6 protein-coding genes are annotated in these 14,339 nt (G+C 56.2%); 4 read left to right on the plus strand and 2 right to left on the minus strand.

What is annotated here, in order from left to right:
- The first annotated feature begins 44 nt into the window (after window positions 1-44).
- From KJI95_RS01635 to KJI95_RS01645, 3 genes are all read left to right on the plus strand, one after another.
- A complete protein-coding gene (locus KJI95_RS01635; protein ID WP_214505425.1) occupies window positions 45-4,328 on the plus strand; it encodes a hybrid sensor histidine kinase/response regulator in 4,284 nt (1,427 codons plus the stop codon).
- Entirely contained in the window at window positions 4,325-5,458 is a 1,134-nt protein-coding gene (locus KJI95_RS01640) for a hybrid sensor histidine kinase/response regulator (RefSeq protein WP_214505426.1), read from the plus strand. Before KJI95_RS01635 ends, KJI95_RS01640 begins: the two co-directional genes overlap by 4 nt.
- 489 nt (window positions 5,459-5,947) lie before the next feature.
- Window positions 5,948-6,388: an OsmC family protein gene (locus KJI95_RS01645; RefSeq protein ID WP_214505427.1), complete on the plus strand. Its 441-nt coding sequence runs from the start codon at window positions 5,948-5,950 to the stop codon at window positions 6,386-6,388.
- A 263-nt stretch (window positions 6,389-6,651) separates the two neighbouring features.
- Here KJI95_RS01645 and KJI95_RS01650 read toward each other — a convergent pair whose 3' ends face one another.
- Window positions 6,652-9,909: a S41 family peptidase gene (locus KJI95_RS01650; protein ID WP_214505428.1), complete on the minus strand. Its 3,258-nt coding sequence runs from the start codon at window positions 9,907-9,909 to the stop codon at window positions 6,652-6,654.
- A gap of 242 nt (window positions 9,910-10,151) precedes the next feature.
- The gene (locus KJI95_RS01655; protein WP_214505429.1) at window positions 10,152-11,996 is read right to left on the minus strand and encodes a M61 family metallopeptidase; all 1,845 of its coding nucleotides are present in this window, start codon (window positions 11,994-11,996) and stop codon (window positions 10,152-10,154) included.
- A 191-nt stretch (window positions 11,997-12,187) separates the two neighbouring features.
- Between KJI95_RS01655 and KJI95_RS01660 the strand changes: the two genes are divergently transcribed.
- Entirely contained in the window at window positions 12,188-14,287 is a 2,100-nt protein-coding gene (locus KJI95_RS01660) for a tetratricopeptide repeat protein (RefSeq protein ID WP_214505430.1), read from the plus strand.
- The last annotated feature ends 52 nt before the right edge of the window (window positions 14,288-14,339 follow it).

Below are 14,339 nucleotides of genomic sequence, written 5' to 3' on the forward strand. Positions count from 1 at the left end.
TCTTTTGAAGATGCCCTGCATTGCCCAGAGTTTGGAGATCCCCAATGCGTTTTATCCGGCATATCAGCATAGTGCTGTTCAGTCTGACCGTTGCGCTGCTGGCGTTTCAAGCCAAGCTGACTCAGGACTTTCGCACCCTCACCGAGGAGCTGACACGAACCTATGATGAAGCCAGTCACAGCTTGGCGCTGGCACAGGAAGTGCGCAGCAGCTCCGATCACCTCTCCAAGTTCGCCCGCGCATATGCCGTCACAGGCAATCCCAAATACCATGAGTTATTCAACTACGTACTGGCGGTTCGTAACGGCCAGATGCCACGCGAGCGCGGCCATGAGTTCAGTTACTGGGATGTGATAGCGGCGCCCGGCGCCGAGATCCCGCCGCTGAGCAGCGGCAAAGCGGCCCAGCCAGCACTGATTGACGCCATGATTGCCGCAGGATTAAGCGACAGTGAACTGATACTGCTGAAACAGGCGCTCAATGCCTCCAATGAACTGGTGAGTATGGAGCGCCGCGCCTTTGATTTGGCTGCCGGCAAGAGTACCCCCGATGGCAAACCGGACTTGCCCGCGGCCAGCGCTATTGTGTTTGGCGACAGTTACTTCAGCGAAAAACGCAAAATCATGCTGCCGCTGTCGGACTTCTACGACTCTTTGAGTTCGCGGCAAATGGCCAGGATAGATGGCGCCGAAAAGGCGCTGCAAACCTTCAATCAGGAGCAGCAGTTCACCCTGGCACTGCTGGCGCTCTTTACCCTTGGCACCTTTGCGGCCATCTGGCGCTGGTACCTGCACCCGCTCAATGCCATGCAGGAAAAAATGACCCAACATATTGAGAAACACGACTACCACTTCAGCCTTGAAGAAAATGACAAAGGCGCACTAAAACCACTCGCGGTGGCGCAAAACCGCCTGCTGGCGGAGGTCGCAACCCAGCTCGATAATAATCAGGCGCTTAAAGAGCTGTCGGATGCCACCCGTGGCTGTGACACCCTCACCGAATTCGGCGACAGGGTTATCCAATTTTTGATGAGCCGCTTTGGCTTTCCGCTGGCGGGGCTTTACCTGAAAACCGAAGATAACCTCGTGCGGGTAGCCGGGCTTGGTTATCCCGCCGATGCAGAGCGGGATGCTGCGCCAGACAGCCTGCAGCGGCGGATGCTCAAAGCCAAAAAGCCGCAATCGCTCAAGAACCTGGATGGCCATTATCGCCTGCCGATGCTGGGCGGAGAGCTCGAATTATCAGAGCTGCATTTTTTGCCGCTGCAAATCAACAAACAAGCCATCGGCTTACTGGAACTTGGCTGCATCGGCGCGCTGCAAGGGGCTGTGCTGCACTGGCTTGAAGTCATCAGCACCGACCTTGCCATCGGCATGCGCCTGTCTTACAACCAGCAAAAACAGCAGGAAGCCGAGCGTAAAGTCAGCGCCCAGCTGCAATTTAACCAGCAGGTGCTGAACGCCATTCCCAACCCCATGTACTACATCAACGGCGAACAAACCCTGGTTGGCGTCAACACCGCCTTTATCACCTTCTGTGGCCGCGCCGAAACTGAGATACTCGGCCGCAGCATCAGCGAACTTTACCCCATGGCCGCGAGCGACTTCAGCAGCGCCCATCAGGCACTGCTGCGAACCCCCGGCAATCAGGATTATCAGGTCAGCCTCACCAATGCCGACGGTCAACCTCGTCAGTTCAGCGTGTATGAAGCCACCTATTTCGATGCCGAGCAGCAACCCGAAGGGGTGGTGGGGCTTTTGGTTGACATCAGCGAGCAGAAAGAATTTGAGCAGGCGCTGCAGCGCGCCAAAGAGGCCGCCGACGAAGCATCCCGCGCCAAGGGCGAGTTTTTGGCCAATATGAGCCATGAAATCCGCACGCCAATGAACGCCATCATTGGCATGTCCCATCTGGCACTGAACTCCAAACTCGATCCCAAACAGCGCCATTACGTGACCCGTATCGATCAGGCCGCCAAATCCCTGCTTGGCATCATCAACGATATTCTCGACTTCTCCAAAGTGGAGGCTGGCAAACTGCAACTCGACCACACCGATTTTGTGCTCGATGATGTGCTGGAAAATCTCTCCAATCTGCTTGGCATTCGCGCCGAAGAAAAAGGCATTGAGCTACTGTTTGATCTATCCCCCGAGTTGCCGCTTGGGCTGATTGGCGATCCGCTGCGCCTGGGTCAGGTGCTGACCAACCTGTGTGGTAATTCGGTCAAGTTTACTGAAAAAGGTGAAGTCATCCTGCGCATCGCGCCGGTACAAACCGCCAGCGACAAGGTACTGATCCGTTTTGAAGTGCGCGACAGCGGCATCGGCATGAGCCCTGAGCAAATGGGCAGGCTGTTCCAGTCATTTTCACAGGCCGACGGCAGTGTCACCCGCCGCTTTGGCGGCACCGGCCTTGGGCTGACCATCTCCAAACATCTTGTGGAGCTGATGGGCGGCCAAATCCGGGTCGAGAGCACCCCGGGCAAAGGCTCAGTGTTCAGCTTTGAGGTGTGGCTTGGCCTGCAGGAAGCCCGCGCCCGCGAAAGCTATCAACCGGCGCAGGCGCTCAAAGGAAAACGCACCCTGGTGATAGATGACAATGAATCGGCGCGGGAAATCATGAAAGGCTTGCTGGAAGCCATGAGCTTTAACGTGCAGGTCGAAGCGAGCGGCGCCGCAGCGCTTGCGGCGATGGCACAGGCAAATGAGCGCGGGGAGCCCTTTGAGCTGGTGTTTATGGACTGGCAGCTCCCCGGCGAAGACGGGCTGGAGATAAGTAAAAAAATCCGCGCCAGCGCCGGCGCCCAGCAACCCAAAATCATTCTGGTCACCGCCTATGGCCGCGATTTTGCCATAGGTAACGATAACACCGAAAACCTCGATGGCTTGCTGATTAAACCGGTCAATCCGTCGCTGCTGTTCAACGCCATTGCCGATGCCTATGGCCAGCAGCTATCAAGCACGCCGCAGCACCAACAGACCCAGCGCCTCGACTTCCTGCACGGGCGTCACATACTGCTGGTGGAAGACAATATCACCAATCAGGAAGTCGCTGCCGGTATCCTTGAGCAGCACGGGGTTAACCTCACCATAGCCAACCACGGTCAGGAAGCCCTGAGCATGCTTAACACCCACCCGGTGGAGCTGGTGCTGATGGACATGCAAATGCCTGTGATGGATGGCATTACCGCCACCCGTATTATCCGCGAGCAGCCAAGATTTGCCGCCCTGCCCATCATTGCGATGACGGCCAACGCCATGGAGCAGGACATCAAGGCCTGCCAGCAAGCCGGCATGAACTCGCACATCAGTAAACCCATAGACGTAAACCTGCTGTACGAGTGCCTGCGAAACTTTTTACCCGAGCGAGCAGCGGATAAAGCCGATGGCACAGGGTATGACTGCAACGCGGCTGACAGCGGTGCACCTGACGGCTCTGCAGAGAACAGAGCTGCAGCCGAAAGCACTGCGACTGACACGGTAGCGACTGAAAGAGGAGCGACTGACACAGAAGCAGCTGACGTCCTTAACTCAGCCAGCGCGAAAGCGAGCGTTGAGCAGGCCGCAAGCCGCGCCGATGGCGTTATTGCAGAAGGCGGATTGCCCGGCTTTAACCCTGCTGAAGGCATAGCTCGCCTTGGAGGCAATGAGGAGAGATATTGGAAAATCACCGCCAATTTTATCGAGCAGCAGCTTCGCACTGAAGCCTCCTTCATGACCGCCATGCAGGCACGCAACAACAACACCATTGCGGATATCTGCCATGGCATCAAGGGCGCGGCGGCTAACCTTGCCATCCATCCTCTGACACAAATGGCGGCCGCGCTTGAGTCCCAATCCAAAGGACTGACGCTGCCAACCCAGCAGCAGGCAAGCGCCCTGTATACCCTGCTCGCAGAGCTTAAGCATGCGCTGCCGCCCGCGTATCAGCTATTGCAAGCAGCGCAGGAACCAACATCAACCGACACGGCCGCTCTGAATAACGGCGCTTCAAGTGCCAGTGCCTTAAGTGACGGAGCTTTGATTAAGGAGTCTTTGATTGAAGAGCCTTCGATTGACTGCGCACCGAATTCTGATTCTTTGACAGACAACACAGCACACAGCGACGCCCTGCCCGCACACTGGGAAAAAGCCATCGCGCACATCAGTCTGCTGGTATCCCAGGGCGATACCGAAGCCATCGACAGGGTGCAAGCACTGAGCGCAAGCTCAGCGGTGGCGGCCAAACACCTTCGAGGCCTTGGAGAGGCACTCAACCAATATGATTTTGTCCGCGCTCAGGCAGAGCTGGCAAAACTGCACTGCCCTTTGGAAAGTAACTGTTTATGACCCAAGAAATTCTGATAGTCGATGACATGCCCGCCAATCTTGAAATGCTGCGCGGGATCCTGAGTCAGGAAGGATATCGGGTTCGCGCCGCCATCAACGGCAAACAGGCGCTGCAGCTTGCCGCCATCAAACCGCCGGACCTCATCCTGATGGACATCAACATGCCGGAGATGAACGGCCTCGAAGCCTGCCAGCAGCTTAAGGCAACGCCACTGCTAAACGACATTCCCGTGGTCTTTATCAGTGCCAACGAAGACATCAGCGCCATCGACAAGGCATTTCAGGCAGGCGGGGTGGATTATGTGACCAAGCCATTTCGGCCGCGAGAAGTGCTGGTGCGGGTAAAAAGCCAGCTGTCGCTGCAACAGTTAAAAAATCAAAAGGTGCGCCAGCAGCTGTTCAACAGCCTGTTTCAGCTTACGGCCGGCATCGCCCATGAGATAAATACCCCCCTTGGCGTCAGTGTCACGGCCGCGACTTTTATCAATGATGCGGCAAGCAATGTCAGCACCGCCCTTGCTGAAAACAGTCTGACGGCAGAGCTGCTGGCCCAGTGTATGGAGCATGTCCGCGAAGGCACAGAGCTGATTGAAACCAATCTGCAGCGGGTGTCGTTATTAGTCGACCGATTTCGCGAGCTTGCGCAGGATCAGCGTGAATTCAGCCCCAACCGCTTTCGTATTAAAGATGCGGTGGGCATGGCCAGCAGCAGCTTTACCCATGAATTTGAGGAGAGCAATGTCAAACTGAATCTCGACGGCGGCGAGCTTGAATTTACCATGCCGCAGATGTTGCTGGTTGACCTCATTAAAGAGCTCATCCGTAACGCCCTGCACCACGCAAAACAACCGGACTGCCGCCTGATGCTGGCGCTGGCGTTTTCCCTCGATAACAACACGCTTATCCTTGAGTTTCAGGACAATGGCCCGGGTATGGCCGATGCGGCGCTCGCACGCCTGTTTGAGCCCTTTTACACCAGCAAGCGCAGTGGTAAACACTGCGGCCTCAGCGCCTGTCGCATTCACAATCTGGTGTACTTCAACCTGTCGGGGCAAATTGAAACCAGCAGCGGTGAAGGCATGGGGCTTAAGTACCGCATCCAGATCCCCGAGCAAAAACCGGGCACCTAAAACCGTGCTCCTATAACCGGACACCTAAGCGGCGCAGGCTCCAGGTTAGGCAGCTCTTGGTCAGGCTTTTCTTGCTTAAATTCTTGGCTGGGCTTTTAGCTCCGGACACGCTCTGGCTCGGGCTAATGGCGAGGCCAATGCTGATGCTTTTAACTGCGCAGCATACGTCCTGCGATGCTAGCGCCCCGCTGCCTTGGGTGAAACCTGTCATCTTTTGCTCTCGATGGTAAAAGCATACAAGGCAATGCTTTACCTGTGCGGCCGTGCTCGGGTATCTTCATCCCATCGTTAACACAAAAACAATGTCAAAAAAGCGGGCTGAATTGGCGCAGAAAGAGCGCAGAAAGAATGCTGCAGCTCCTTAGAAAGAGCGCCGACATCAGATAAAAAGCAGCAATAAAAACAGCACCAGAGCGGGCTGCGGGCCGGTGGCAGATAGCTCAAGCCATACCGCCCGATTCAGGTGCACGCATAGAAAGGAGTCACACCGTGAGTTTTAGAACCCTAACCCAGTGGCAGGCAAGTGGCAGCGCCGCCGAAGGTGATTTCAATCGCGACCACAGCATTACCTTTGGCAGCGGCCAGCAAATCAACGCCTCATCGGCGCCGGAATACAAAGGCAGTCCCGATAGGGTCAATCCGGAAGAAAGCCTGCTGGCGGCACTGTCGTCCTGCCATATGCTCACCTTCCTCGCCATCGCCCACCTTAAGCGTCTGCCGGTGAAAAGCTACAGTGACGAGGCTCTGGCCGAGCTTGGCAAACGTGACGATGGCAAGCTTGCGGTGAATTACATGCAGCTTAATCCAAAGGTCGAGTTTGTTGACGGGGTTGAGGTGAGCCGCGAGACGCTGGAAAAGATGCATGAAAAAGCCCATGCCAACTGCTTTATCGCCAATACCCTTAACTGCGAAGTCGACATTCGCTTTTAAACTGGGTCAGCCGCCAATCGCGGGCGGCAATAAATACAAACCATGCAAAGGCGCAGCCAAACGACTGCGCCTTTGTTTTGGGTGATGTTCAGCGTAACTCACACTGTTGCAGCAACATAAAAGCTGCAATAAAACCCGCCAAAATAAAAACGGGCGGCACCGACCTGGGAACTACTTGGTCGGCACCGCCCTTAAATCAAGCCATTACGGGTTTTCGCAATCGGCCTTTACTCTTGTTGAAAATGGCTTAGTCAGAGAGTTTTTCAGCGAATATCGTCCGCTTCACCCTTTTCCCGCATCGGCTTTGCCTTTAACTCTGGCAGTGGCTCGGCGGCAATCTTGGCTTTCAAGAGTTCAAGCCCCTTGGCCAGCTGCGCATCCTCACCGTTAAAGGTGGCAAACGGCAGGTTATCCACTTCAACGTCCGGGCTGACGCCACGGCCTTCAATCACCCAGCGGCCATCCATCGCATACTGAGGATACTCGGCCACCCGCGCCATGCCCTTATCGGTCAGGGCGTTACGGCCAGACAGCCAGACACCGGCGCCAGCGGTTTGCTTACCGACCAGCGGCGCAAGTCCGAGCGCCTTGATACCGGCAGAGAAGGTTTCACCATCGGAGTAAGTCAGCTGATCGGTGAGCACCACCAGATGGCCACGGAAGGTTTGCTGCATGTTGGTGTTGGCATCGCCGTGGGTGGGTTGCCAGAAGGCCCAGGCCTTACGCAGCAGTTTTTCAATCACCCAGCTGTCGATATTGCCGCCGCGGTTACGGCGCACATCGATGACCAGACCATCTTTGTCGTAGTTGGCGTAAAACTCGCGGGCAAAACTGGCGATATCTTCTGCGCCCATGGCGTACAGGTGCAGGTAGCCGATGCGGCCCTGACTGTCGCTGCGCACCTTGTCGGCATTGTGGTTAACCCAATCCTGATAGCGAAGACCGGCCTCATCCTGCGACGACACCGGCGTCACCACGGTTTTCAGCACAGTGGCGCCGCGCTTTAAGGTCAAAAGCACCTGCTTTCCGGCCTGATTGCGCAGCGCCGCCGCCACCTCGGCGACATTGTTCATCCGCTTGCCGTTGATGGCGCTGATGATATCACCCTCTTTGGCATCCACGCCCGGGCGCGCCAGCGGTCCGGCCACCATAGGCAGCTCAGGGTCAGTTTTGAAGATATGACCGATTTTCACGCCCTGACTGCTTTGCTCAAGGCGTGCGCCGAGACCAGCCGGTTTCGGGGTATTGGCATCCTTGGGCACATCGCCGCCGCGCACCTGGGAGTGCAGCGCATCAAGCTCACCCATCATCTGCATAAAGAGGTCATTGAGCTCGTTGCGATCGGATACACGCTCCAGCAGTGGCAGGTATTTCTCGCGGGTCGCCTGCCAATCGAGGCCACGCATCTTCTTGTCGTAGAAGGAATCGCGGTGCATCAGCCAGGCATCATCAAACATCTGGCGCCACTCGGCGCGCGGGCTAAGCTCCAGCTGCCAGTCCTGGGTACGCACTTTGGCGTTGCCAAGGTCGCCCGGCAGCTTGTCGCCGCCATCCACAATCAGCAGTTCACCCGGATTGCTCTTTTTCGACAGCAACAGCTTTTTGCCATCCCGCGACAGCACATAACTGCCGATGTCATCACCGTAGGTATCAAGCTTTGGCGCAAGACCATCAAATTTAGCGGTTTTCAGCGCAGACTGGTTGCCGGCGATGTCTGAATCAAGCACATACAGGCGGCCATCGGCGAGGGTCAGATTACTGAAGTTACCCGTGCCCACCGGCACCTGCCACAGGCGGCGGTTAAGACTATCCCACTCGACCTTGAGGCTTGGTTTTTCGGCTTTGTCGGCCTTATCGGCTGGGGCGCGACTAAGCTCGGTCGGGCGCTCGAACGGGAAGCGTGCCTTGGCTGTCAGCGCCAGCGCAAATATGCCGGTACGGCGGTCAAACACCGGGCCCATGTTGCGATCGCCCCATGGCGCGCCCGGGGTGGCATTAAACTCACGGTTGGAGAGGAAATACAGCCACTCGCCATCGACACTGAATGAGGGCGAGAACGACTCATACTTGTCGCTGGTGACGCTTTGCTGTTTTTTCTCATCGACACTGTAAAGCACGACCTGGCTGCGATTCTGACCAATCGGCTGCATGGATACGGCAATAAAGCGGCTGTCCGGCGACCAGATGATATCGCCAAAGGGACCAAGACCCTGATGGCCTTCGATAATCTTGCTGTTGCTGCCCTTTTGGGTGTCGTACAGATACAGGTTGCCCAGGTAGTCGTCGTGGGCGAGGAAGCGGCCATCGGGCGACGCCACCAGGCTCATACGCATCGCCGACGCATCCTTGGTAAGCTGCATCGCGCCTTCACTGCCATCGGCCGGGAAGCGCCACAGCTCCTGCTCGCCGGAGGCGTCGCTGATGCCGTAAACGTAGCGGCCATCTTCACTCAGCACCGCATTGCGGATGCGGCTGTCTTTTGGCAAATCAACCTGCACCAAACGGCGGCCATCGGCTGCGGCAATCGCCACCTGACTGCGGGCGGTGATCACGGCTTTGTCGCCTGAAGGAGCAAAGCGCACGTCGGTGACGTAATCCATTGGGTTATTGACCCAGCGGGCACGGCGGGCGGGGAAATCGCTCACCAGATCAAGCGGCAGCAGCTCATCTTTGCCAGACGCGATATCCAGCACCCGGATATCGGCGCCCATCTGGAACACCAGTTTGCCGTTGCTGATGCGGGCGGCGCGGATTTGAAAATCCTTATAGGTGCTGTGCTGCTTGAGGTCATCGCCCTTGGCACTTAAGGAATAGAGGTTATCGTTGCCATCGGCGTCACTGATAAAGTAAATACGGCCATTCCAGCTCATGGGCTGGCGCAGTGAGCCCTGATGGTCTTTTATCAGCCGTTCGGCCTCGGCCTTGCTGCCAAGCTTGTAGCGCCACAGCTCGCCACGGGCACCACCGCGGTACACCTTGGCGTTATCGCCGGTGGCCTGCAGGCCAAAACGGACGAAATACAAATACTCGCCGCTGTCATCCAGCGCCCCTTCGATGGCATCGGCAAGTGGCAGGTCTTCCACTGCCAGCGACTCAGGGCTGACCAGTCTCAGCACCCAATGATTGGCCGGACCGAAAGCATTGTCGGTGGTATACAGCACCCGGCCATCCTTGCTCCAGCCCTGCAAGCGCACGCGGCTGTTTTCAAAACTGAGACGCTTGGCTTCGCCGCCGCCGATGGGCATCACATACACTTCGTCGGCGCCATCGTAATTGGCCACAAAGGCCACCTGGCTGCCGTCGGGGGAAATCCTCGCCTGGGTTTCTTCTGCGGCATGGGTAGTCAGGCGACTGGCGCGCTGGCTGCCAAGTTCGGAGACCCACAAATCCCCTTCAGCGGTGTATACCAGGGTGTTTTGGTGAAGATCCGGAAAACGAAAATACCCGTCGCTGCCATGGGCCGGCAGGCCGAGAGTCCCGAGCGCCAGCAGACAGCTGGCCACAGAGAAGCGCAGTTTCATCGAAGCAAATATCCTGTTGTATTTATATGAAGAAATAGGGTCGTCAACACCACTTGGCGAAACGCTATGCCACTGTCCTTGAGCCTGGCAATAACGCCAGACAGTAACAAAGTGCGGGGCGGCTCGTCAGCACAAATGACAAACAGAAGTTTTAGCAAATGTGTACAGGCCAACACAATCCGTTAACCGGACACAAAAATGCCGGCGATGCCGGCATTTATTATCAGGTTACAGGATGGTTATCATGCTTTTTTGTAGCCGCCCTTGTCATCGAACGGCCAGTCAATCCCAAGCCAGGCCTTGAAAAAGGCCTTTTGCTCGCGGCTGACTTTAGCAAGCGGCTTAAGCTCAGCCTTGCCGTCCGGCAGCGCGCCCAGCACCAGCGTGGTTTCACTGAGTTTGTCATCGGCGAAGAAGCTCACTTTGATGCTGTCGCCGGGTTTGAAATCGGCAAGGCGCTTTTCAAAGCCATCGGCGCTGAGTTTAAGGCCATTGATGGCAACAAGCTCATTACCGGCGCCAAGGCCCGCCTCCCAGGCGTTGCCGCCCCTATCGACCGTGGCAAGCTTCAGGCTGCCATTAACGAGGCTGAAACCGGGCGCAACCTTTTGTTTGCGCTCACTCTCTTTGTTGCCATTGGCCTCGCTGCCACCTTTGCTGTCACCGCCATAGTTCAGCTTCAAACCGGCGCGGGATAGCAGTTCATCAAAATCCAGCGCCAGTGGCGACTCGATATGGGCCTGCCACCAGGGGCTGTAATCCTTGCCGGTCAACTGCTGCAAAATCGCTTTGACGTCGGCCACGCCATAACTTTTGGGAATGGCAAAATCGCGATACAGGGCGCGGTGCACGTCGCGGTAAGAGTGCTTGAGGTTGGAGTCTTTGAGGATGGCCAAATCCAGCGCCAGTGACGCCATATAGCCTTCAGAATAGATGTTCACGCTGTGGTTGTGGGCATAATCGCCGCCCTGCCCGACCCACTGCCCAAGGCTTGCCTCGGCTACCGACTGGATTTCCCGGCCCGGCAGCTTCTGGTGTTTGTCGATACGGGTGGCGATGTCATCCAGCAACTCTTTGGCGCTTATTACCCCAGCGCGCGCAAGAAGCTGATTCTGGAAATAACTGGTACTGCCTTCGGCTATCCACAGCAGTTCACTTAAGTTTTCGGCCTGATAATCGTAGGGGACCAATCCGGTCGGGCGATAGGCTTTGACGTTCCAGGTGTGCACAAATTCGTGGGAGGCGGTGCCGATAAAGCGCAAATAATCCTTACGCTCGCGGAACATAAAGCGCGGCAGCTGGATAACGGTGGAATTAAGGTGCTCGGTGGCGCCGCTCGCGCCGCTGGTGGCATGCACCATGTACACGTAACGCTTGAACGGAGCATCGTCCCAGATGGCGCCCGCGCTGGTGGCGAGTTTGGTTAAATCGGTCACCATTTTATCGAGGTCATAGTTGCCTTCGCCCCACACCACCAGCTCATAGTCCTGTCCGGCGGATGAGAAACGTCTGTGATGGCTGATGCCGGTCTCAATCGGCGAATCCACCAGCACGTCATAATTGGGCGCTACAAATGTGTGGGCTTGAGTGCCGCTATCCATACCCGAGTGGCTTTGCCAGCCATCCGGCACATTCAGGCTGACAGTAACAGGCTCGGCGCGAAACTCAGGGCTGTAAACAAACACGCTGCTGGCATCAAGGTATGCATGGCTTGCGTCGATATGGCGGGTGCGCTGCCCAAGCTCATCGGCATAAAGCTGGTAGGAAATAGTTACGCTTGTGGGCTGACTTACGGCAACTTTCCACTCGCCGCTTGCGCTTCGCCGTACCGGCAGTGGCTTGCCGGCGCTGTCTTTGGCCACAAACTGACGAATACCGTCGGCAAGGGGGAGCACTTCGTATTTACCTGTGCGCCATACCGGCAGATTAACGGTAAATTCACCGGATTTTACCTCGGGAAATTCGGCTTCAACCCGGGCCAGATGGTGGGCCGGTGAGCGTAAATCAATCCGGTAATCGACGGCCGCAAAGGCCGGAATGGTAAATATCAGTGACAAAGGTAAAAAGGCTGTGATCTTAGGTTCCACTCGTTTGTCCTTATAGGTATGATGGAATCGCATAAAATGTGCCTGAGTATAACAAGAGAAACAACTCCCCTCATCCCAATAAAAATCCAGCGGTCCAAAAGGCACTTTCTGGCGGGGGAGACTGTAGAGATGATGAATCCATGCGCTTACTTTTGCTGATAATTTATTTTTTAGCATGTCTTTTTACGCCTTTGGCTATTTCCAAAGACCTTAAACAGGATGAAATCGACCTCAGGGAAGATCCGCAAAAACTGTTTAACCGCCTGAGTGCATCCATCACTGTGCCCTCCTCGCCACTTGCCAGCACCAATGCGCTGGTGTTTGAGGCCCGTGAGCAGGGCTTATCGCAACTGGAATATACCGAGCTGCTCACCCTGCTCGCCCGCGCCGACCTGCAGCCCAACGTCACCAATCCCAATAAGCGCAATTCGGTCGATGTGATTGTCAAAACCCTGGAAGCGACCGCCTCAACCCCCTATCAAAAGGCCATGGCTGTGATGCTTAAGGGCCGCGCCATGGCACGGCTTGACCAAAAGTTTGATGACGCTGCAGGGCTTTTTATTCAGGCGCTGACCACAGATCAGGAGAGTCAGTCGCTTGAATCGCAAATTCTCAGGCTAAACCTGCACGAGCAGCTTGGCGGCATGTATCTGATGATAAACCAGGATGTGACTGCGTTAATTCATCTGCAGAAGTATCGTGACCTTGCCTATCAGCTTCGCAATGACTATCTGATTGCCAGCAGCGAAGCCGAGCTTGGCAAGTACTACACCAAAAAGGCCGAGCACACCAAGGCGCTGCAGCACTACAGCGAGGCGCTGCGACTGTCGGATAAGGATGAGCATCCATTCCAGCACGCGTTTCTGCAAATGCAGCTGGCGAGGGTTTACCGGGAGCTTGGGCAGATTGCCGATGCGCTTGCCCACGCCCATGATGCGGCCGACGCCTATGGCAAGCTCGGGGTAGACGGTTACCTGTCGACCACACTGACCGTGATTGCAGTCATTCATGCGCAGAATAACGAATGGAATAAAGCCATCGATTATTATCTTAACGCGCAGCAGCTTGACCGGCGCAGCGGCAACTTCACCGCCCTAGCACGCAATTTTCATAACCTCGGCGAAGCCTACGGCATGATAGGTGATAATGAGCTGGCGCTGAATTACCTTAAGCAAGCCAACAGCATGTTCATCGAGCGCAAGATGAAACATTATCAGGTAAACAACGACCAGCTGCTGGCCCAAACCCACTGTAAAATGCAGCATTGGGTGGAGTGCCAGCGCCATGCCGATATCACCATTACGCTGGCCACCGAGCAGGCGCTGGACGATGTGTTGATTGATGCCTACAAGCAAAAACTGCTGGCCGCCAATGCCACCGGCAATAAAGATGCCGCCATCAGTTACCAGGCCCAAATCATCAGCCTGCTTGGCAAGGTGCAGCAAATACCGCAGCAGGCAGGCAGTGCTTCAGCGCTGACCGAGCAAAAGCTTAAGCTGGATTTGCACCAGAAAGCGGCGCAACTTGAAGAGTCAAATGAGCAATTGCGCCACCGTACGCTGCTGACTGCAGCATTGGTGGTACTGGCACTGGTGCTCAGCATGAGTCTGGTGCACGCCCGCAATGGTCGCGGTCAGGCGCGGACAAGGATTAAAGAGCTTGAGCAGCAGCTCCCGCGAGAGCCCTTAACCGGCCATCCCGGATTTACCGCCTTTACCGGCGCCATCGCCTCCCCCGCGACCAAGGCGCTGGGGCTTCTTCGCCTCTCGTCCGATAACGAAGCCGATATCGCCCTTGGCCACAAGCGTATGGCGGCCAGGGTCTCATCCTCGGTACAGGCAATACAGAAATTGCCCGGCATTAACGCCTACGTGCTGCGCCCAGGCCTGCTGGCGCTGACCTTTGATGGCCCCATCAAGGATGCGGCAGCAGTGCTTTTTAACCTTCGCAATCAGCTTGGCGATACCGGCGGCCCGCTGCAGTTTTCCTACGTTAACCTGCCGCTGCTGCCTAATCCGGAGCTGTCTATTCAGGCCGGCGTCCACCTTGAAGTGGTGCAACTGGCGTTGGCGGGGGCCTGTTCGCTCAAAGCAGATCAAGACGTGTACGTCGGGTTCTGGGCGCTGGATTTTACCCCGTCGGCAATCTTCAGCCATCCGGTATATCTGCACCTTGAAAAGAGCATTGGCCGCGGACTTATCCGCATCGAAACCAACGCAGATAAAGACAAAATTCGTTGGCCGGCCTGGGAATTTGACGGCACTGATGAAAATTACGCCAACCCCGTCTGATATTGGTTCAAAATGGTACATACCTCAAATGCCCATGTTTGCACTATCAGAT

It is taken from the genome of Shewanella jiangmenensis (assembly GCF_018596335.1).
In the GTDB taxonomy this organism is placed as follows: Bacteria; Pseudomonadota; Gammaproteobacteria; order Enterobacterales; family Shewanellaceae; genus Shewanella; species Shewanella jiangmenensis.

What these genes read in the sequence shown, in the direction of transcription:
- KJI95_RS01635 (WP_214505425.1), top strand. Translation starts at nt 45, where the DNA reads ATGCGTTTTATCCGGCATATCAGCATAGTGCTGTTCAGTCTGACCGTT.
- KJI95_RS01650 (WP_214505428.1), bottom strand. Translation starts at nt 9,909, where the DNA reads ATGAAACTGCGCTTCTCTGTGGCCAGCTGTCTGCTGGCGCTCGGGACT.
- KJI95_RS01640 (WP_214505426.1), top strand. Translation starts at nt 4,325, where the DNA reads ATGACCCAAGAAATTCTGATAGTCGATGACATGCCCGCCAATCTTGAA.